Genomic DNA, 20,088 nt, shown 5'->3' with positions numbered 1-20,088 from the left:
ATCCCTTCCTCAGTGATGCTGGATGTGCGAGGACTCATCCTCGCGTTCTGCCCGGTCGGCGCTCGTGAGTACGGGGGTGCCGGCGAAGCCGCCGTAGTAGTTGATGCCTCGTGCCGCGATCTCCTCGTCGGTGTGGGGCGGTAGCGTGGCGCCCGACGGGAGACTCGACAGCAACTGCTCCTTCGTGAAGATCAGCGTCTCACGAGAGTCGTCGGCGAGCTCGTACTCGTTCGACATCGTCAACGCCCGCGTCGGGCACGCCTCGATGCACAGTCCGCAGAAGATGCAGCGCAGATAGTTGATCTGATAGTCGATCGCGAATCGCTCACCGGGCGAGAAACGGGCTTCCGGCGTGTTGTCGGCACCCTGGACGTAGATCGCGTCGGCCGGGCACGCCCAGGCGCACAGCTCGCAGCCGATGCACTTCTCGAGCCCATCCTGATACCGGTTCAGCACGTGGCGACCGTGGAAGCGTGGAGCCGTCGGCCGCTTCTGTTCCGGATATTGGGTCGTGACGGGACGCTTGAGCATGTGCTTCGCCGTCACGAAGAATCCCCTGAGGAGCTCAACGACGGCCAAACGCGCCTCCCTCTTTGGCGGCGCGCAACGCCGCAAGATTCTCGCGGGTGACCTTCCCGAGCAAGACGACGGCCGCCAGGCCGAAGATCGGGCCGATCCACGCGAGCAACGTCGCACGTTCGAACTCTTGCGGCAGCACGATCAGCGTGGCCGTGATCATCACCCACGCGAGCCCCGCAGGGATGAAGATCTTCCAGCCGATCTCCATCAGCCGGTCGTATCGGATCCGGGGGATCGTGGCGCGAGCCCAGATGAAGAAGAAGATCAAGGCGCCCATCTTCCCCATGAACCACACCAGCGGCCAGACCGGTTCGAGGAACGGGAGGATCGGGCCCCGCCAGCCGCCGAGGAAGAGCGTCACGACGAGTGCCGATGTCGTGATCACGTGCAGGTACTCGGCGAGGAAGAACATCGCGAACTTTATCCCCGAGTACTCGGTGTGGTATCCGGCGACGAGCTCGGTCTCCGCCTCGGGGAGATCGAACGGCGGGCGGTTCGTCTCCGCGAGCCCGGCCAAGAGGAACAGCAGGAACGCCGGGAACTGCGGGAAGATGAACCATCGCGGGATGAACCCGAGGTAGGTACCGGCCTGCGCGTCGACGATCCCTGAAGTGGAAAGGGTCCCCGCCCACACGGTGACCGCCACGGCGGCGAGGCCGAGCCCCATCTCGTACGAGATCATCTGCGCCGTCGAGCGGACCGCGCCGAGCAGCGGGTACGCGCTGCCCGATGCCCAGCCGGCGAGCACGACGCCGTAGACCATCAGCGACCCCATCGCGAGGAAGAAGAGGACCCCGATGTTCAGGTCGGCCAGCTGGAACGTGATCGTGCGGTCGCCGATGTGGAACCCCTTGCCCATGGGGACGATCGCGAACGCCATGAACGCCGGGATCATCGAGAACAACGGCGCCAGCGAGAAGACCGGCTCGTTCGCGGAGCTCGGGCGGAGGTCCTCCTTGAAGAAGAGCTTCACGCCGTCGGCGAGCGACTGCAGCATCCCGAACGGCCCGACGCGGTTGGGCCCGATCCGTTGCTGCATGAACGCGACGATCCGCCGCTCGACCCAGATCGTCATCATCACGCTGACGAGTAGGAAGCCGAACACGACGACCGCCTTGATCGCCACGATGACGACGTCGAGCCAGTCCATCGTCAGACCTTCTCCACCGTCACGAGCGTGATCGGCTCTCCCGCGTCGAGCAGAGAGAGGCCGCGCGCCCCGATGTTGTTCGCCGGCACGAACACGCAACGATCGGCGAGCGCACCGATGCGCGCCGGCGCCTCGACCGAGCCGCAGGCCGACTCGACCCGCACCCGGTCCCCCGCCGCGACGCCGAGCCGTTCGGCGTCGGCGCGGCCGATCTGGACGAACGCTCCCTCGGAGGTCTCGAGGAGGTCGGTCGCCCCGACCAGCATCGTGCCGGCGTCGAGCAGGAGCGGGTAGGTGAGGAGCGTGAACGGCCGGTGCTCGTCGAGGCGGCGCAGGTGCGGCGGCGGCATGTCGACGCGTGAGCGCTCCCGATCGTCGCGCTGAAGGGAGACCATCTCGCGGCGTAGCTCGATCAGGGTCCTCGGGAAGCCGACCCCGGCCTCGTTCGCGAGGAGACTGAGGATCTCCCAGTCGGCTTGCGAAACACCGGCCGGGGCTACCGCCGGCGCGAACCCTTGCGCGCGGCCTTCCCAATTCGTGAGCGTTCCTTCGCGCTCCGCGAAGGCGTTCGCCGGAAGCACGACGTGGGCCCGTCGGGTGGACTCGGTCATCAAGAGATCTTGTGCGACGACGAACGGCGCCTGATCCAAGGCCCGGCGCCCGAGCGTAGCGTCGGCGAAGTCGGTCGCGGGATCGACACCGGCAAGGAGCAAGAGCCCGAGCTCGGCCGAAGCCTCGAGGATAGAACGCGCGTCGCGACCCGGCGTCGCCGGGATCGTGCCGCCCCACACCTGCTCGACCTCCGTGCGTGCGGCAGCGTCGTCCACCCTCCGGCCGCCGGGAAGCAACCTCGGGTGCACGCCCGCCTGCAATCCTCCGCGAACGGCGGCGCGGCGCGGTAGCCAGACGAACCGGGTGCCGAGCGACAACGACAGGTTCCACGCGGCCGCCAGGGCACCGGGGGACTGCGCCAGCCGGTCGCCGCAGATGATCACGGCGTCCGGGCCGGCGGAGGCCAGCGCGTCGGCCAGAGACCCGATGTCGCCGGCCGACGCTCGCGACTGATCGAGCAACGTCGTGGCGTTCGGTCCCGTCGCCGCCGCGCGAAGCGCCTCGTCGACGCCTTCGAACCCGCGCGCTGCCAGCTCGGAAGCGATCCCCAGGAGGATCCCGGCCTCGGTGCCCGGCGGGCAGACCACGGAGCGGGCTCCGGTGCGGCCGCCGAGCGCCGACGTGCGCGCGCCGATCTCGAAGACGACCGCGCCGCGTCGGGCCGCCTTGTGGACGCGGAGGAACACGATCGGAGACTCCTGTTGCAGGTCCGAGCCGACCACGACGATGGCCTTCGCGCTCTCGAGATCGCCGTACGACGTAGCGGCGCCGGACACGACCTGCTCGACGATCGAATCCTCTTCCGCCGATCCGGCGCGCATCCGCTGGTCGATATCGTTCGTGCCCAGTACGGTGCGCGCGAAGCGCGACAACGCGTACGCGTCCTCGTCGGCGAGGCGCCCGCCGGAAAGGACCGCCGTCGGCGTCCCGGCGCGCTTGGCGCCGTCGAGGCGCTCGATCACGACGCGGATCGCCTCGGCCCATGAGACGGCGACGAATTCTCCTTCCTTGCGGACGAGCGGCTCTGAGATCCGCTCGGGACGCTGGACGTAGGCGAATCCAAAGCGGCCCTTGTCGCAGCTCCAGACCTCGTTCACCTCGGCGTTGTCCGCGGCCAGCACGCGCACGATCTGGTCGCGGCGGGTCTGGACGACCGTGTTGCATCCGGCCGAGCACTGGTTGCACACGCTCGGCGAGGAGACCATGTCGAACGGTCGCGCCTTGAACCGGAACTGCGCGCCGGTCAGCGCGCCGACCGGACAGATCTGGATGACGTTGCCGGAGAAGACGCTTTCATACGGCTCGTCCTCGAAGATCGCGACCTGCTCGAGAGCGCCTCGCTCGAACAGCTCGATGAACGGATCACCGGAGATCTCGTCCGCGAAGCGGGTGCACCGCGCGCACAGCACGCAGCGCTCGCGATCGAGATAGACCAACGAGCTGATCGGGACCGGCTTCACGAACCGGCGCTTCGGATCGATGAAACGGCTACCGCCGGGGCCGTACGCGAGCGCTTGATCCTGCAACGGGCACTCGCCGCCCTTGTCGCACATCGGGCAGTCGAGCGGATGGTTGATCAGCAGCAGCTCGAGCACGCCTTCCTGCGAATCGGCCGCCATCTCGGAGGTGAACTGCGTTTTGACCATCATCCCCTCGGTCACCGGGGTCGTGCAGGCCGTAAGCGGCTTCCGCTGCCCCTCGACCTCGACGAGGCACTGCCGGCACGCGCCGAGCGGCGCCAGGTAGGGATGGTCGCAGAACCGTGGGATGTAGGTTCCGATCCCCTCGGCTGCGCGGATGATGAGCGTCCCGTCGGGGACCGTGATCTCCCGGCCGTCGATGGTGAGCGTGACCGGCTTGCGCTCAGCGGCCAAACGGGCACCCCTTCTGCTTGATGTGGGCCGCGTACTCGTCGCGCCAGAGCTTCACCGTCGAGGTCACCGGCGCGATCGCGAAGTCCCCGAGCGCACAGAACGAGCGGCCGCCGATGTTCCCGGCGACGTCGACCATGATGTCGAGGTCCGCTTCGCGCCCTCCGCCGTCCTCGAAACGGCGCAGGGTCGACTCGAGCCAATAGGTCCCTTCGCGGCACGGCGTGCACTTCCCACAAGACTCGTGCGCGTAGAACCGCGTGTAGCGCAGGGCCGCGCGCACCATGCACGCGTCCTCGGCGAACACGATGATTGCGCCGGTGCCGAGCAGCGAGCCTGCGGCGGCGACCGACTCCCAGTCCATGTGCACATCGAGCTTGTCCGGCCCGAAGAACGGGGTCGACGACGCGCCCCCAGGCGTGAACGCCTTCAGCTTTTTTCCCTCCTTCACCCCTCCGGCGTGTCCCTCGATGAGATCGCGCGCCGTCGTCGAGAACGGCACCTCGAAGTTGCCCGGCCGCACCACGTCCCCGGAGACGCAGAACATCTTGGTGCCCGGCGACTTCTCGGTCCCCAGCCCGCGGAACCATTCCGGCCCCCGGACCATGATGTGCGGCACGCACGCGAACGTCTCGACGTTGTTGACGACCGTCGGCTTCCCGTAGAGGCCGTGCGTCGCAGGGAACGGTGGCCGGAGCCGCGGCTGCCCGCGCCTCCCCTCCAAGGACTCGAGCAGTGCGGTCTCTTCGCCGCAGATGTAGGCGCCGGCACCGCGGTGGATGATCAGGTCGAGGTCGAAGTCCGTTCCGAGGATGTTCCGGCCGAGGTATCCCTTCTCGTACGCCTCGCGCGCGGCGCGCTCGAGGACTCGGGCCGCGTACGCGAACTCGCCGCGAACGTAGATGTACATCTGTGTGCAGCCGATCGCGTAGGCCCCGATCGCCATGCCCTCGATCAACTGGTGCGGATCTTTCTCCATCAGCTCGCGGTCCTTGAACGTCCCCGGCTCGCCCTCGTCGGCGTTGCAGACGATGTAGCTGGGACGCACGTCTCGGGGGATGAAGCCCCATTTCACGCCGGTCGGGAACCCGGCGCCGCCCCGGCCGCGCAGGCCCGCGGTCTTCACGGTCTCGATCACGTCGGACGGCGACATGGCGAGCGCCTTGCGAAGCCCTTCGTATCCGCCGCTTTCGACGTACGCGTCGAGCGACCCGTCGCCCGCGAACCGGGCGGTGATGACCTTCGTCTCCCGGATCGTGGCGGTCGCCGTGTCGCTCATCGCGGCGCCTCCACGCCCGACATCCGGCGGTTCACTTCGGCGAAGTCGGGCGGGGCGTCCCCACGCGCCGCAGGCGGCGGCATCCCGCCGGCGCGGAGGCCGCGGACGATCTCGACCAGCGCGTCCGCGCCGAGCCCCTCATAGTTCTCGTAGTTGACCGACACGACGGGCGCACCGTCGCAGGCGCACAGGCACTCGACCTCTTCGAGCGAGACCAGGCCGTCGGACGTGGTGCCGCCGCAGCCGATCCCGCACTCCTGCTCCAGCGCCTGTTTGACCTCGTTCGCGCCGGCGAGCGTGCACGACGGCTGCGTGCAGATGCTGACCAGCCAGCGACCCTGCGGGTGTCGTTTGAACATGGTGTAGAAGGTGGAGACGGCCGCCACTTCCGCGCGGGTCAGGCCGAGCAGGTCGGCGATCTCACCCGTCGCCTCCTTGGAGACGTAGCCCTGCTCTCCCTGAGCGAGATAGAGGAGCGGCAACAGCGCACTCTGTGAGCGGCCCTCCGGGTAACGGGCGATCAGCTTGCGCGCCGACGCGTGGAAGCCCGAGGAGAGCGGCGGCGCGCCGCCGTTCCCGTTCGTCATCGGTCCACCCCGCCCATGACCGGATCCACGCTCGCGACCGCGGCGATCACATCCGCGATGAGCCCGCCCTGGACCATATGAGGAACGCTCTGGAGGTTGACGAAGCTGGGGTCGCGCACGTGCACGCGCCACGGCTTCGTGCCGCCGGTCGAGACGACGTGATAGCCGAGCTCGCCACGCGGAGACTCGATCGGGACGTACACCTCGCCGACGGGAACCTTGAAGCCTTCCGTGACGAGCTTGAAGTGATGGATCAGCGCTTCCATCGACTCGCCCATGATCTTGCGGATGTAATCGGGCGAGTTCCCGAGCCCGTCGGGTCCGAGTTGGAGCTGTGCCGGCCACGCGATCTTGGGATCCTCGACCATGACCCGTCCGCCGGGCAGATCGTCGATCACCTGCCGGACGATGCGCAGCGATTGCCGCATCTCGGCGAGCCGCACCACGTATCGGCCGAAGCAGTCGCTCGCGTCGTGGGTCGGAACGTCGAACTCGTAGCGCTCGTACCCGCAGTACGGCTGCGACTTGCGCAGATCGTGCGCCACTCCGGACGCACGCAGCATCGGCCCCGTGACTCCGAGCGCGAGCGCGGTAGCGGCGTCGAGGCGGCCGATGCCTTTGTTCCGGTCGAGCCACACCGGGTTGTTCGAAAGGAGGTTCTCGTAATCGTTCAGTTTGCGTGGGAAGTCGTCGATGAACGCGCGAACCTGATCGAGCGCCCCATCGGGAAGATCCTGGATCACGCCGCCGGGCCGGATGAACGCGTGGTTCATACGCAGGCCGGTGATGAGCTCGAACAGGCCGAGGATCGTCTCGCGCTCGCGGAACCCGTACAACATCATCGACAACGCGCCGAGCTCCATCCCGCCCGTCGCGAGCCACACCAGATGCGACGAGATGCGGTTCATCTCGCAGAGCATCACGCGGATCGCCTGCGCACGGGGCGGCGCCTCGATCCCGAGCAGCTTCTCGACCGCCAGGCAGTAGGCGAGCTCGTTGTAGAACGGCGCGAGGTAGTCCATGCGCGTCACGAACGTGACGCCCTGGGTCCACGAGCGAACCTCGGTGTTCTTCTCGATCCCGGTATGCAGGTAGCCGATCACGGGCGAGCAGTTCAAGACCGTTTCGCCATCGAGCTCGAGCACCAGCCGGAGGACGCCGTGCGTGGAAGGGTGCTGCGGCCCCATGTTGATGATCATCGTTTCGTCTTCGGCGCCGACGACCACCTGGTCCCAGTCGCTCCCCCCGACGTTGAGCTCACGCGTGCTCACGCGATCCTCCCGGGATAGCCGGTTGTTGTCGTGGGCTGACGGCGGATGTCGGGAGGCGGCACCATCGCGCCCTTGAACTCCACCTTCGTTCCGCCGAGGGGATAGTCCTTGCGCTGAGGATGGCCCTCCCAATCGTCGGGCATGAGGATGCGCCGCAGGTCGGGATGACCCGCGAAGACGATGCCGAAGAAGTCGTACGCCTCGCGCTCCTGCCACTCGGCCGTCGGGTACACGCCGGTCACCGACGGAACGGTCTCGTCGCCTTCCGCCAGGAAGACCCGCAGGCGCAGCCGGACATTCTGGCTCAGCGAAAGCAAGTGATACGCGATCAGGAACCGCTCGGCGGAGGGGGCAACGCCGAGGAAGTCGACGCCGGACAGGTCGGCGAGCAGCTCGAAGGAAGCCTCGTCACGCAGATAGGTGCAGATCTCGGCGATCCGGTCGCGCGAGACCCGAAGCGAGACTTCGCCGAACAGCTCCTCCGGCTCGGAAACGTGCTCGGGAAAACGTTCACGAAGTCCCGCGCAGACCTGTTCGAGCGATCCTTCCATCCTGGGATCTACCTCTTGACCAGCGGCTCGAGCTTGATCTTGGCGTGAAGCTTGAGGATCGCGTCCATCAGCTGTTCCGGCCGTGGGGGGCAGCCGGGGACGTACTCGTCGACCGGGACGATCTGGTCAACGCCCTGGACGATCGCGTAGTTGTTGAACATCCCGCCGCACGACGCGCAAGCGCCCATCGAGATGACCCACTTCGGCTCGGGCATCTGGTCGTAGATCTGCCGAAGGACCGGTGCCATCTTCTGCGATACGCGGCCGGCGACGATCATCAGATCCGCCTGCCGAGGCGATGCACGGAACACCTCCATCCCGAAGCGCGCGAGATCGTGGTGTGCCGCACCGGTCGCCATCATCTCGATCGCGCAACACGCGAGGCCGAACGTCGCCGGCCAAAGCGAGCCGGCACGCGCCCACTGAACGAACTTGTGGACGCTGGTGAGGAGGATCCCGCTCGGGAGCTTCTCCTCGATGCCCATCTATGCCCCGATCCGCTCGGGCTTGGGTTTGGGCTCGGGCTTCGGAGCCGGCACCGCGCCGAGGCCACGCTCGCCGGGTCCGTAGAGCATCGCTCGCTCGATCATCTGTTGACCGATCGCGCGCCGGTAGGAAACCGTGTCCTCTTCCCAGTCGAGGCCGCCACGCTTCCAGATGTAGAGGTAAGCGACGAACAAGAAGGCGACGAAGACGCCCATCTCGATGAGCCCGAAGAGGCGAAGCTCTCGGAAGATCACGGCCCAGGGATAGAAGAACACGACCTCGACGTCGAAGATTATGAACAGCATCGCGATCAGATAGAACTTCACGGGGAAGCGCTCGTTCGGGAGCCGTTCGGGAGTGATCCCACATTCGTACGGCGCTTCTTTCGCCGCCGACGGCTTGTGCGGCCCCATCTTCGACGCGACGTAGATCGACGCCACCGCGAACACGGTGGCTATGCCGAAGAGGATCAGGATGGGCAGGTAGTCAGCGAGCACGAGCCTCCCTCGCCTCGACCGAGCGCCTCACGATAAGAACTTGCTTTCGGCGCATGCAAGCCGCTCGCACGTTCACGAGCGCACCAACCGAGACCGGACGGCGGCGCTCAGCCCTTCACCGCCGCACGCAGGCCGGGCGCGACGCGCGCCAGCGCGTTGATGATCCGGTCGTAGGCGTCGCCGTCCCGCGGGTCGGTGAGGTTGCCGAGGATCCGGAAGGCGAACTTCATAGCGGTCCGGTTCGGCAGGGCGTATTTGGTCAGAAGCCCCATCGTCTGTCCCTTGCCGAGCAGCCGCGCGAAGACCCGGCCCATCACGAAATAGCCCTCGTAGGCGTCGTAGACGCGGTCTACATAGGAGCGCACCGCCCCCGCGTCACCGGCCGTCAGGGCGTCGTCGGCCGATTCGGCGGACAGCCGGCCGGTCTCCATCGCGTAGGCGATCCCCTCGCCGTTGAACGGATTCACCACGCCGGCCGCGTCCCCGACAACCATCAGGCCGGGGCGCGCAAGGAGCGAGCGGTTGAAGCCCATCGGGAGTGGTCCCCCGCGCGGCTTGCCGACCCGGTTCTCCGGCGCTAAACCCCATTCCGGCGGGAGGCCGGCCAGCCAGTCCTCCAACATCCGCTTGTAATCCGTCTGCTGAAAATGGGGGCTCGTCGACAGGAGCCCGAGTCCCACGTTCACCATCCCGTCGGGGAGGGGGAAGAGCCACCCGTAGCCGGGCAACAGGTGATCGCCGGACCAGAGCTCGAGGAACGACTCGAAATACGTTTCCGCCGACTTCGGACTTCGGTAGTAAGCACGCATAGCGACGCCCATCGGCCGGCTGGGGAGGCGGTGTCCGCCCAGCGACATAGCGAACCTGCTCGATGCGCCGTCGGCCGCGATCACGACCGGCGCCTCGACCCTGGCTCGGTCGCCGTTGCGAGCGACCTCGACGCCGGTGACGACCCCCGCCCGATCGGTGAGCGGCCCCTCGACACTCGTGGATTCCCAGACCGTAGCGCCGGCGTCGCGCGCGTGATCGAGGAGCAGCGCATCGAAGTCGAGCCGGGTTCTCACGAGTCCGTAATCCGGCAACGTCGCGAGCTCCGGCCACGGGAGGTCGAGGACCATACCCGAACCGTAGATCCGGAGCCCGTCGGCCCGCGCCCATTCCGGGCCCTCGGTCTTCACCCCCATGTCCTCGAGACAGCGCACCGCCCGGGGCGTGAGGCCGTCGCCGCACACCTTCTCGCGCGGGAACGCGGACTTCTCGACGACGAGCACCCGGCGTCCGGCGCGCGCGAGCCAATAGGCGGCGGTCGAGCCTCCGGGGCCTCCGCCGACGACGACCGCGTCGAACGAGGCGTCCGAAATCGGCTCGTGCCCGGCGACGGCCGGCGCAGCCTGGCGCTTCCGCGCGCGCTTCGCCGCTTTGTTCTCCGTCACCGTCGCACCCAGCCCTCGCTTTGTGAACGCTTTCACAAGAATGCTACGCCGGACCCGGGAGTGGGTACAAGCGGAGACACGATCCAGGGTTCAACACTCTGGGATGGCTTCAGTTTCACCCTTGCGCGATGAGACACGCTTAGTCCCATCGCTCCCTCCGGGGGGAGCCCAGGCTCAACCGCACGCCCAACGGCCTCGATTTGTTGACATCCGGGGGAAAAGAGAGAATATGCCCGTAATAGGCGTATTAGGCGCCTTTCCCGGCCGCTCACGAGTACGGATACGAACCCAAGATGGTCAGAACTATCAGGCGATCGCGCCGTACTACGGTCGCAGTGCTTCTGCTCTCGGCCGCACTCGTCTCCATAGCAACAAAAGCTGAAGCCGAACACCCCTGGCGCTTTGCGGATCCCTCGAAAGTGCTGTACAGGATCGCGCAGGGCACCGGGATCCCTGCATAGATGTTCCCCTTCATCAGAGACGCCGCCGACGCGTGGAGTGAGACGCCGACCCCGCTGAATCTGATCAACTGCCCTTCGAATAGCTGCAGCCTGGTGGTCCGCGCTTACCACGCCGACGACGGCAACGGCGGGAGCGGAGGATGTATTGTCTGGGACTCCAATGGCTACTGCGCTCCGAATCAGGGCTACGTCAAGCTCAATATCGGATGCACCGGAAACACCTGCGGGCCGCAGGAGACCACACCTCGCTACAACAAGTGGATCGTCATGCACGAGCTGGCCACGCGATCGGCCTCACCCACTCAACTGGGAAACACTCGGTCACAAGCTACGGATCGTGCAATGTACAAGCTAGCGAAACCGGCTGGTGCGTGTCTCGCCCGAACTCGGGCGACGCTAACCGCGTGAACGTGAAATACCTGGTGGATTGGTCCGATGATGGCCAAGGAGCGACCTGCTCAATCATCCGAACAGCGCAGGGAAACAATGAATCCTACTGGGACAGACTCCACAGCTGGAATGCTCAAGCCAGCGAGCTTGCCGGGCAGAGCGTCGGAAAGGCGGGCGTCGACTCACCCCTCGGCGACAAGCTGACGTTCCATCCAACCTGTTGAGAGCGACCCAAATGAAGCGATCCCTCATATCGGTACTCGCAGCCGCCGGCGTGGCGACCATCGTCGCGATCATGGTCCTGGCTCGCGGAGGCGACGCCGGGCAGCGGACGGCGGCTTCGCCTTCCTTGCTGCCGCCGGCCCTTAGGGGCAACCCGCCCGCGGCAGACGCGCCACCCTGGCCCGCGGAGTCCACCCTCGGCCTCAAACCGATGGAGGGCGCAACACCGGCGGACTGCGATCAGCCTAGGCACGGAGGCCACTGGGTGGATCCCGCGCGCGGGTGGCCATGGACCCTCGAGGCGCTCACCGAGCAGAACCTCTTCGTCGCGATCGTTACCGCCGAGTCGCAGCGGGGCTACTGGACGCGCACCGAACCAGGGGGCGTTGGTCCCTTTTCAGGACCGGACGACGTTGCTCCGATCACAACGACGAACTATCGAGTACAGCGCTCCCTCAAGGGATCGCTTCCCCCGGTCGTCCAAAGCGATCATTTCGGCGCACGGAAGGACGGATCGTTCCCGTGCTCCTCATGGGCCTACGAGATCGAGAACAACCCGCTCCCGGAAGTGGGCAGCACCTACGTGCTGTTCATCGAGAAGAGCCTCGGTGCCGGACGCTTCAGGACCAAGTTCGGGAGCGCCGCACACCTCCCGATAGTCGACGGTGTCGTCCACTCGCTCCGCGACGTGAATCCCCGGGCCGATACTTCGATCCACATGAAGCCCGAACCCCTCGAGGCCTTCGTCGCCCGCTTCGAGTAGAGCCTCCCACCCGAACGAGCCTTGGTCGATTCGCCCAGCCCCTAGAGGAGAGAACGATGGTTAAGCGCGAGCCGGCCGGAACGGTCGGTCGTGAAGTCGCCGCAATCGTTACCGTCCTCGCTCCTTGCCGCGACGACTGCTCTCGTCGTCGCGACGCGTCCCGATGCGACCATGGCCGGCACGAAGGACCCGAGCGCGTCGCGTGCGTCCATCGTGCCGGGTCCCGACTCCCCGCCCTGGCCCCCGGAGTCGAACCTCGGCCTCAAGCCGAGGCGGAGCGCCACACCGTAGACAATCCGACTTCTTCTTCGATCCCGTCGCTTCCCGCCGTCGGCCAGAGCGGTCAGCTCGGTGCGCGCGAGGACGCATCATTCCCGTGCTCAGCATGGGCCTACGAGATCGAGAATGACCCGCCCCCGGAGGTGGGCGCCACGTACGTGCTGTTCCTTGCGGAAGATCTGGGTGGCGGACGGTTCAAGACTCGATCCACAAGCGCCGCTCACCTCTTGCTTGTCGACGGCGTGGTCTACTCGCTCTTCGATGTGGATCCCCGGTCCGGCTCGGAATTCTCGATCCGCATGAAGCCCGAACCGCTAGAGAGCTTCGTCGCGCGCTTCGCGTGACCCTCAGCCGCGGAGCGCCGGGATGATCTTGGTGCCGAACGTCTCGACCGACGCGGCGGCGACGTCGGATTGCGTGCCCGGCGGGGCGAGGATGGCCGAGACGAACGCGTCTTCCAGACCGAGCGAATCGAGCTCGCGGACGTGGGGCGCCAGCGTGTCGACGATCTGCTCGGGCGAGCCGCAGATCGTCGCCGCGCGCACGGCGTCTTCCCACTTCGCGGCTTCGTCGCGGGCGCCGGTCACGTCGAGCTTTCCTTGTCCCCACATCGCATACGAGCCCCGCACATGCAGGATGCCGTCGCGGATCTTCGCCCAGCCGTCGTCGGGGTCGGCGCCGATCCCGATCGGGATGAACATCCCGGACCGGTACGGCCCGGAGACGCCGAGCCTCTTCCTGATCTCCAGCATCTCCTTTGCGCGGGCGAATGAATCCGATGGTGCTCCCGTCGACGTGGGGAAATGTCCGTCGCCCATCCGAGCGGCGCGCTCCAGGGCCGGCGCCGACCCACCGCCGAGCCAGATCGGGATCTTGTGCGCCGGTGCCGGCCGGATGAGCACATCCTCGTAGCTGAGCATCCGCCCCTTGTAGGTGAACCGCTCGCCGGTCCAAGCCAGCCGCAGCACTTCGACGAACTCTTCGAGCCGGCGACCGCGACCCTTCGTCGGCACGCCGAACATCCGGTACTCCTCGGGCACCCAACCGAGCCCGAGACCGAGGTTCAACCGGCCGCCGGAGATGTTGTCGAGCACGGCTGCGTCCTCTGCGACGCGAAGCGGGTTGTGGAAGGGAGAAAGCATCACCGCGGTCCCGATCTCGAGCCGTTCGGTCTTGGCCGCGACGGCAGAGAGGAACGGCAGCAGCGCGGGGATGTATCCATCGGATGCGCCGTGGTGCTCGGCGAGCCAGAACGAGTCGAAGCCGACGCGCTCGGCGTGCCGCGCGTGCTCGAGGGTGTCGGCGTACAGCTGCGCGTGGCTGCGCTTGTCCCAAGGTGGGATCTGAAGCGTGAACTGCCCGAGACCGAACTTCACAGCCCGGCCAAGCGCAACGCGACACGAACGACGCCGGTCGCCGGCGCCTCGAACGAGCCGGCTTCGGTCACCGAGTAGGTGATGATGTAGAAGAGGCCCCACGCGACGACGGCCGCGATCGCGACGAGCAGCCAGCCCGGAGCGCGGCGGCGGGTGATGCGGATGCCGCCGATCTCTTCGACCAGACCTTCACGCGGCGGAGGCCTTCGCGCCATCATCCCTCCCCGCAGGTGAGGTTCAGCAGATACGCCGCGAGCGCTTGAAGCTCGCCGTTCGAGAGATAGTCGTACGGGGGCATCGTCGAGTGTTCGCGCGCCGCCTGTGGGTCCTTCAGATGGTTCACGAACCAGTTCGGATCGTCCTCGCGATCGCCGACGCATGCGAGATCCGGGCCGAGGCGGATCACGCCGATCAGGTTCGGGGCCTCGTTGTCGTAGAGCCCAGCCTCCGACGGCGCCGCGCCCAGTAGCGAGTCCGAGAACGTGTTCCGCACGGCCTGCGTGTGGCACGCGAAGCATGTCTCACGGATGTAGAGCGCTCGCCCTTCGAGGGCGAGCGCGTCGTAGGAGCGAGGCTCCCCGGCGTCGTCCGCCTCGCTGGACTGGCCGGTGATCGGCAGCAGGACGGTGACGACGAACGCGAGTACGAGACAGAAGATCGTGCCGACGATCACGCCGGCCGGACCGACCATCCCGCGCTCGCTACGCATCCGGCACAGATTCATGCACCCGCTCCTACCGGCTCCGGCGCCGGCTCGGCGGCGACCGGCAGCTCGATCTCGATGTCTTCGCCGTTGACGACGGTGTTGATCAAGTTCCGGATGAACACGAACAGGCCGAGCACCACGAGCGTGCCGCCGGCGATCCTCATGATGAACAGCGGACGCACGGCGAGCGAGACGACGTACCAACCCTCGCCCGTAGAGATCGGCTGTTCGGTCTGGACGCCGGCGATCTGTAAGAAACCCTGGAGGAGGCCGGCCACGGCCATCGAGACCACGACCGTCGCGAGTCCGACGATGGTCAGCCAGAACTGCCTCGCGGCCCACGCCGCGCTGTAGAGCCCGCGGCCGATGATCCGCGGGAAGAGGTGATACACGAGCCCGACCAGGATCATGCCCAGGCCGCCGGCGATCGCCGTTTGGGTAGCCATCTCCCAGGTGGTGAACCCGACGACGTTCTGAACGGTGCGGAGTGAGCCGAACGCGAGGAGCAGAGAGCCGAACGACAAGAACACGGTTCCGCCGAGCACGTAGCGAACCGACGGCTCTTCGAAGACCTTCGCCCACGCGCCCTTCATCGTCCCCCAGAAGTTCGAGAACACGCAGAGCGCGGGGATGATCAGCCATCCGGAGAAGGTGATCGCTGCCGTCTCGAGGTGGTCGGGGCCCGGCCCGAGGACGGCCCAGACCTGACCCACCCACGGCGCCGCGAACACGAACGACCAGAAGCCGATGATCGCGAGCCGGTCCGAGTAGATCGGCAGCCCCGTCGCACGGGGAAGCACGTAGTAAGCGGTTCCGATGCCCATCAGAACCAGACCCGCTCCCATCCCTGCGATCGCGAAGCCGGCCACGATCTGTTGGTCGACGCCGAAGTAGTACGGAGCCGCGAGGTTGCCGAAGCCGTAGGTCACCGGCAGAACCACGATCGCCGCGAGGTAGTACCAGAGCGGAACGGCAAGCCTCTTCTCGGTTCGCCGCGCGACGGTCGCGACCACGTTCTGCGCGACCATGAGCATCACGTTGAGCAAGAGCAGGTCGATCGGCCACGGGAGCTCGAGACCGCTGATCCCTTGGGTGCGACCGAGGAGCAACAGCACGACCCCTGCCAGCACCACCTGGTTGTGGAGGATCACGGTCTGCGCGCCGATGCGCTCGCTCCACAGCTTCCGTCCGCTCACACGCGGGACGACGGCGAACATCGCCGCCACGGATCCCATGAAGAGCACCCCCCAGGTCATGACCGCCGTCTCGGCGGCAGCGAGCCGGCCGTAGCTCAGGAACGAGATCTGGGAAGCGAACCCGGGGAACACGAGCTTGATCGCGATGACCAGGGCCAGCATCAAGCCGACGGTGAACCAGATCGTCGACGAGACCATCGCGTACTTCGCGGCGGAGTCCGGCTTCGTCGGGAGCATCCCGGGGAACCGCGCGAGGATGGGCTCGATGTACTGGTTGCGGAGCTTGTCGACGCGGGCACGCATCTCGGCCTGACGCGCGCGCATCACCTCGCCCAGCGTCGGCGGACGGACGGCCTGCTTCCTCGGCGGCATCCCTCAGCCCCGCGCGCTCAGATCGTGGGTCATCTCAAGCTCCGCGATCACTTCGCGTACGAGTGGAGCCCGACGATCCAGAGGTTGACGACGTAGTAGGTGACCCACAGCGACACGAACCCGGCCGTCGCGATCAGCGCCGCGCGGCGCCCCCGCCAGCCGGACGTCGCGCGCGCGTGCAGGTACCCGGCGTAGATGGTCCAGGTCACGAACGCCCACGTCTCCTTCGGATCCCATCCCCAGTATCGGCCCCACGCCTTCGAAGCCCAGATCGCGCCGCAGATGGTTCCGAACGTCCAGATCGGGAACGCGATCGCGTGCGCGCGGAACGCGAGGCCGTCGAAGGTGTCGGCGCTCGGGAGCCGGGCCCAGAAGCCTTGCAACGCCGCCGACCGTCGGCTGGGGTCTGCCTCCGACTCGAGATAGTCGACCGGGAATCCGTCTTTCTCTTCGACGGTGGGCCCGGCGTACGCAGCGCCAACCGTGCTGCCGGAGAACGCGGCGCCTGCACGCCGTTCTGCACGGTCCTTGAGCAGATAGAGGACCGTGAAGATGAATGCGATCGAGAAGACGCTCGACGCGGTGATCATCGCGATCACGTGGATCTTCAACCAGATCGAGTTCAACGCCGGAACCAGTGGTCCCGCCGGGGCGTAGAGCTGTCGCGCGAATGCCATGGTCACGACCGAGATCGCCATCACGAAGCCACCGAGCTCGCGCAGCCGGTACCGCCCGTCGACCACGAGCAGATACCCCAGGACGACGAGGAGCGCGATCATCGAGGAGTACTCGTACATGTTGCCCCACGGCACCCGTTCCGACGCGATCCCACGCGATGCGATGGATGCGGCGTGGGCGACCGCGCCGACCGCGGCCACGACGACCGCAGCCGTCGATGCGCCCTTGGCTCGGTACGCGAACGCTACGATGAACGAGACGAGCGAAACGGCGTAGAGGACGAGGGCAACCCAGAACAGCGTGTCCGAGAGCTGGGCGAGCGACTGGTCAGCCATCGCTCGGCCCGCTCCGCGCGAGGTCTCGGTCGAGGTTGCGCACGAGCGCCTTGAACTCCTCTTCGAACGCGGCTTTGCGCTGGAAAGCCTGGCCGGCCACCTCGACGCGCGTCCCCGCAGCGTCGGGTGAAGCGCGGATCCAGACCCGCCGGCGGGAACTATACAGGGCGGTTAACAGGCCCACCAAGATGAGGATCGCCGCGGCGAGCATGATCGGCGTCCCGGGATCCGAGGCGATCTGGAACACCGAGTACTGCTTCACCTCTGGGAACGAAACCGTGATCCCGTCGCCCAGATCGGTGGTCCCGGCCACCGGTACGCCGCCGACCGTGGAGGCCGACATCGCCGTCTTGTCGAGGACGTAAACCGATTGCGGCCGATCCAGACCCAGGTCGCCACGGAACGACTGGAAGAACAGGACCGGCCGGCGCGCGTAGGGCGACCGGTTGAAGGCTGTTTCGTCGGAGCCGTCGTCGTTGGTGTCGGCGGTCTGGAGGTCGTTGTAGAAGTAGAGCTCGAGCCCGAGCTGTCGCGGCTTCGTCTGGGGAACTTTCACCACACCACGCCAGGCACCGGTCTGGGAGTCCTGCAGGACGATGACCGGTCCATCGGAAAGCACGTTCCCGTTCTGCGAGACGACGACGCGCGGCGCGTATCCCCAGGCCAGCTGGAACACGTTCACACCGCGATAGACGAACGGCTCGTTGACCCGGATCCTCGTGTCCTCGACCTGCTCGTCGTCTTCGTAGACCCTGATGCGCGAGATGAACTCCTTCGGGATCCCGTTCTCATGGAACTGCACGTTGAAATCGGTGAGCTCGACGGAGAAGCCGCGGTGCCGCTCGTTGAAGAACCGGCCCTCGTCGATCTGATCGTAGGCGACGTGCGTGTCGGTGAACCGCTCCCCCTCGACCACGGCGACCTGACCACTGAATCCGAATCCTTTCCCGACGACGATGCCGAGGAGGAGCACGAGGAAGGCGGTGTGGAACAGGATCGACCCCAGCTCGCGGATGTGACCCTTCTCTCCGGCGACGGTCCCGTTCGAGCGAACCATGCGGAACCGCCCGCGGCGCAGCGATCGCTCGGCCTCCGCGAGTGCGCGCTCGGGCGGCACAGGCACGAGCGTTTCGCGGTACTGCTGGAGCCCGGTAAGCGTCCCGTCGGTGCGTGGGCGCGACCGCATCTGACGGACGATCGCCATAGTCCTCGGAACGATGCACCCGACAACGCTGACCAGAAGCAGAGCGTAGATCGCCGTGAACCACCACGACCCATAGACATCGAACAAGCCGAACCACTCGGCGAGCCTCGCCCAGCTCGTGTGGGCCGCGATCCAGTCGTTGACCTTTAACTCGTTGACCGGCCGCTGTGGGAAGAGGCTTCCGACCGATGCGCCGGCGGCGAGCACGAAGAGCAAGATGATCGCCGTGCGCATCTGGCGGAGCTTCCGCCAGCCTCCTCTGAGGAATCGCACCGGCGACACCGGCACGCGCGGCGGCGGTGTCGTCTGAGCTTCGATCGGCGGCGCCTGCATCGGGATCAGATCGGCGGCGTGAAGCGGACGACCCAGCGGCGGATCGGCGCCAGGAGCTCTCCCCACGTGTTGGTGACGAGCATCACGCCGATGGCGACCATGAACACCCCGCCGACGAGCGTCAAGGCGTTCAGGTGCCGGCGGATCGCGACGACCGCGTTGGTCGCCCGTCGGAACGCCAGCCCGCCGAGGATGAACCAAATCCCGAACCCGAGCGAGAACGAGAACAACAACACCGCCCCCCGGAGAGCGGAACCCTCGGTGCCGGCGATGGTCAGGATCGTAGCCAGACCCGGTCCGACGCAGGGAACCCAGCCCACGGCGAAGGCCATACCGAGCGGCATCGCGCCGATCAGGCCCGCCTTCGGACGGGCGTCGATACCTCGCTCCCGGCCGACGACCCGCGCGATCCGCAATCCGCCGCGTGCGAGCGCCGCCCCGGCTCCGCTCGATCCCGCAGCTGCCGTCAGCCGCGGCACGAACACGGTGACCAGGAACGCGATGCCCATGGCGATCACGAACACGCCGGCGACCCGCTCGACGATGGTGAAACGGTCGAGCAAGAATCCGCCGACGGCGCTTGCGGTCGCACCCAGCGCCGTGAAGATGATCGCGAAGCCGAGCATGAACAGCAGGGTTCCCGCGAGCACGCGCTTCCGTTGCGCGCCGCTGTCCAGTACCTCGCCGCTGACACCCGACACGTATGAGAGGTATCCCGGGAGCAACGGCAAGATGCAGGGCGTGAAGAAGGAGATCACGCCGACGAAGAACGCAACGAGGATCCCCGCGCTACCCGCTATCGCTCTCTTCACGCCCTCCTTAGACTGGGAGAGGAACGCGACCGGCTCAACCCGCGAGAGCTCCAAGTTCAGGATCTCGATCAGCTGCTGCTCTCGCGCCGCACCGATGATCTTCCACGCGATCCTGCCCTTGCGGTCGAGCACGAACGTCGTAGGCGGAGTGTTCATGCGGAACTTGTGCGCGATCCTCGAGTCCGGGTCGGAGATCGACGGGTACGGCACCGCGAACTCCGCGAGATACGCGAGCGCCGCCGCCCGTTGATCGCGGATGTCCACCCCGAGGAAGCGGACCCCTTTCCCATCGAAGAGCTGAGAGACGCGGACGAGCCCCGGCTGTTCGACGCGACACGGCGGACACCACGATGCCCAGAAGTTGACGACGGTTATCGAGCCTTGGAGTGATCCGCTGGTGACGGTCGCGCCGTCGAGGTCGGTGCCCGTCCATGCTTCCGGCGCCACCCGATCCTTGGGCTCGTAGGAGATCGCGTTGTACCCGACGGCTTGCCCGATCGACTGCCCGACCGTGCCCGTGCCAAGGCCCTTTCCGCCGCAGGCCGAGGCGAGCAGCGCGATTCCTACGAGGAGGAGCGCGAGATGGCGAGCGCGCATCGTGGCACGCGAGCGTAGCAGCGGGTTCGCGGCGGCCGCAGGCCGCCG

General features: G+C 66.9%; 17 protein-coding genes and 3 pseudogenes. 2 read left to right on the top strand and 18 right to left on the bottom strand.

All coding sequences use genetic code 11. From position 1 onward, the window contains the following. Positions 1-9 precede the first annotated feature (9 nt). The 10 genes and pseudogenes from nuoI to WEB06_15115 form a co-directional block, all read right to left on the bottom strand. Positions 10-579, bottom strand: coding sequence for an NADH-quinone oxidoreductase subunit NuoI (gene nuoI, locus WEB06_15160; protein MEX2556949.1), 570 nt, complete (start codon positions 577-579; stop codon positions 10-12). Next, positions 566-1,729, bottom strand: coding sequence for an NADH-quinone oxidoreductase subunit NuoH (nuoH, locus tag WEB06_15155; GenBank protein MEX2556948.1), 1,164 nt, complete (start codon positions 1,727-1,729; stop codon positions 566-568). The genes nuoI and nuoH overlap by 14 nt, the downstream gene beginning before the upstream one ends. Before the next feature lie 2 nt (positions 1,730-1,731). Further along, on the bottom strand, positions 1,732-4,215 hold the full coding sequence (locus WEB06_15150) for an NADH-quinone oxidoreductase subunit G (protein MEX2556947.1): 2,484 nt from the start codon (positions 4,213-4,215) through the stop codon (positions 1,732-1,734). Further along, entirely contained in the window at positions 4,205-5,491 is a 1,287-nt protein-coding gene (gene nuoF, locus WEB06_15145; protein MEX2556946.1) for an NADH-quinone oxidoreductase subunit NuoF, read from the bottom strand. The genes WEB06_15150 and nuoF overlap by 11 nt, the downstream gene beginning before the upstream one ends. After that, positions 5,488-6,078, bottom strand: a complete 591-nt coding sequence (locus WEB06_15140; GenBank protein ID MEX2556945.1) for an NAD(P)H-dependent oxidoreductase subunit E — start codon at positions 6,076-6,078, stop codon at positions 5,488-5,490. The genes nuoF and WEB06_15140 overlap by 4 nt, the downstream gene beginning before the upstream one ends. Further along, a complete protein-coding gene (nuoD, locus tag WEB06_15135) occupies positions 6,075-7,349 on the bottom strand; it encodes an NADH dehydrogenase (quinone) subunit D (protein MEX2556944.1) in 1,275 nt (424 codons plus the stop codon). Before nuoD ends, WEB06_15140 begins: the two co-directional genes overlap by 4 nt. Further along, positions 7,346-7,819 (bottom strand): annotated as a pseudogene (locus tag WEB06_15130) (NADH-quinone oxidoreductase subunit C). The gene nuoD and the pseudogene WEB06_15130 overlap by 4 nt, the downstream one beginning before the upstream one ends. Before the next feature lie 101 nt (positions 7,820-7,920). Beyond that, positions 7,921-8,385 (bottom strand): annotated as a pseudogene (locus WEB06_15125) (NADH-quinone oxidoreductase subunit B family protein). A gap of 144 nt (positions 8,386-8,529) precedes the next feature. Then, positions 8,530-8,883: pseudogene (gene ndhC, locus WEB06_15120) on the bottom strand (NADH-quinone oxidoreductase subunit A). Positions 8,884-8,990: 107 nt separating this feature from the next. After that, positions 8,991-10,316: a geranylgeranyl reductase family protein gene (locus tag WEB06_15115; protein MEX2556943.1), complete on the bottom strand. Its 1,326-nt coding sequence runs from the start codon at positions 10,314-10,316 to the stop codon at positions 8,991-8,993. A 1,086-nt stretch (positions 10,317-11,402) separates the two neighbouring features. Here WEB06_15115 and WEB06_15110 point away from each other — a divergent pair. Further along, positions 11,403-12,152 carry a hypothetical protein gene (locus WEB06_15110; GenBank protein ID MEX2556942.1) on the top strand — a complete coding sequence of 250 codons (750 nt, stop codon included), beginning with the start codon at positions 11,403-11,405 and terminating at the stop codon, positions 12,150-12,152. 41 nt (positions 12,153-12,193) lie between these two features. Here WEB06_15110 and WEB06_15105 read toward each other — a convergent pair whose 3' ends face one another. Beyond that, the gene (locus WEB06_15105; GenBank protein ID MEX2556941.1) at positions 12,194-12,436 is read right to left on the bottom strand and encodes a hypothetical protein; all 243 of its coding nucleotides are present in this window, start codon (positions 12,434-12,436) and stop codon (positions 12,194-12,196) included. A 138-nt stretch (positions 12,437-12,574) separates the two neighbouring features. On the opposite strand from WEB06_15105, the gene WEB06_15100 reads away from it, so the two are divergent. Beyond that, entirely contained in the window at positions 12,575-12,775 is a 201-nt protein-coding gene (locus tag WEB06_15100) for a hypothetical protein (protein ID MEX2556940.1), read from the top strand. Between the two features lie 3 nt (positions 12,776-12,778). Here the strand turns inward: WEB06_15100 and WEB06_15095 are convergent, their stop codons facing one another. From WEB06_15095 to WEB06_15065, 7 genes are all read right to left on the bottom strand, one after another. Then, a complete protein-coding gene (locus WEB06_15095) occupies positions 12,779-13,807 on the bottom strand; it encodes an LLM class flavin-dependent oxidoreductase (GenBank protein MEX2556939.1) in 1,029 nt (342 codons plus the stop codon). After that, positions 13,804-14,022 (bottom strand): hypothetical protein, encoded by a 219-nt coding sequence (locus WEB06_15090; GenBank protein ID MEX2556938.1) that lies wholly within the window; start codon positions 14,020-14,022, stop codon positions 13,804-13,806. Before WEB06_15090 ends, WEB06_15095 begins: the two co-directional genes overlap by 4 nt. Next, positions 14,022-14,531, bottom strand: a complete 510-nt coding sequence (locus WEB06_15085; GenBank protein MEX2556937.1) for a cbb3-type cytochrome c oxidase subunit II — start codon at positions 14,529-14,531, stop codon at positions 14,022-14,024. The genes WEB06_15090 and WEB06_15085 overlap by 1 nt, the downstream gene beginning before the upstream one ends. After that, positions 14,528-16,081, bottom strand: a complete 1,554-nt coding sequence (locus WEB06_15080) for a cbb3-type cytochrome c oxidase subunit I (GenBank protein ID MEX2556936.1) — start codon at positions 16,079-16,081, stop codon at positions 14,528-14,530. The genes WEB06_15085 and WEB06_15080 overlap by 4 nt, the downstream gene beginning before the upstream one ends. 47 nt (positions 16,082-16,128) lie before the next feature. Then, a complete protein-coding gene (gene ccsB, locus WEB06_15075; protein MEX2556935.1) occupies positions 16,129-17,094 on the bottom strand; it encodes a c-type cytochrome biogenesis protein CcsB in 966 nt (321 codons plus the stop codon). Next, positions 17,087-18,697 carry a cytochrome c biogenesis protein ResB gene (locus WEB06_15070; GenBank protein ID MEX2556934.1) on the bottom strand — a complete coding sequence of 537 codons (1,611 nt, stop codon included), beginning with the start codon at positions 18,695-18,697 and terminating at the stop codon, positions 17,087-17,089. Before WEB06_15070 ends, ccsB begins: the two co-directional genes overlap by 8 nt. Then, positions 18,637-20,088: cytochrome c biogenesis protein CcdA (locus WEB06_15065; GenBank protein ID MEX2556933.1), on the bottom strand; the 1,452-nt coding region annotated here is incomplete at its 5' end. The genes WEB06_15070 and WEB06_15065, both read right to left, overlap by 61 nt.

The organism is Actinomycetota bacterium (assembly GCA_040905475.1).
Taxonomy (GTDB): domain Bacteria; phylum Actinomycetota; class AC-67; order AC-67; family AC-67; genus DATFGK01.
The sequence above is the reverse complement of the archived record's forward strand: the minus strand, read 5'-3'. Positions and strand labels throughout refer to the sequence as shown.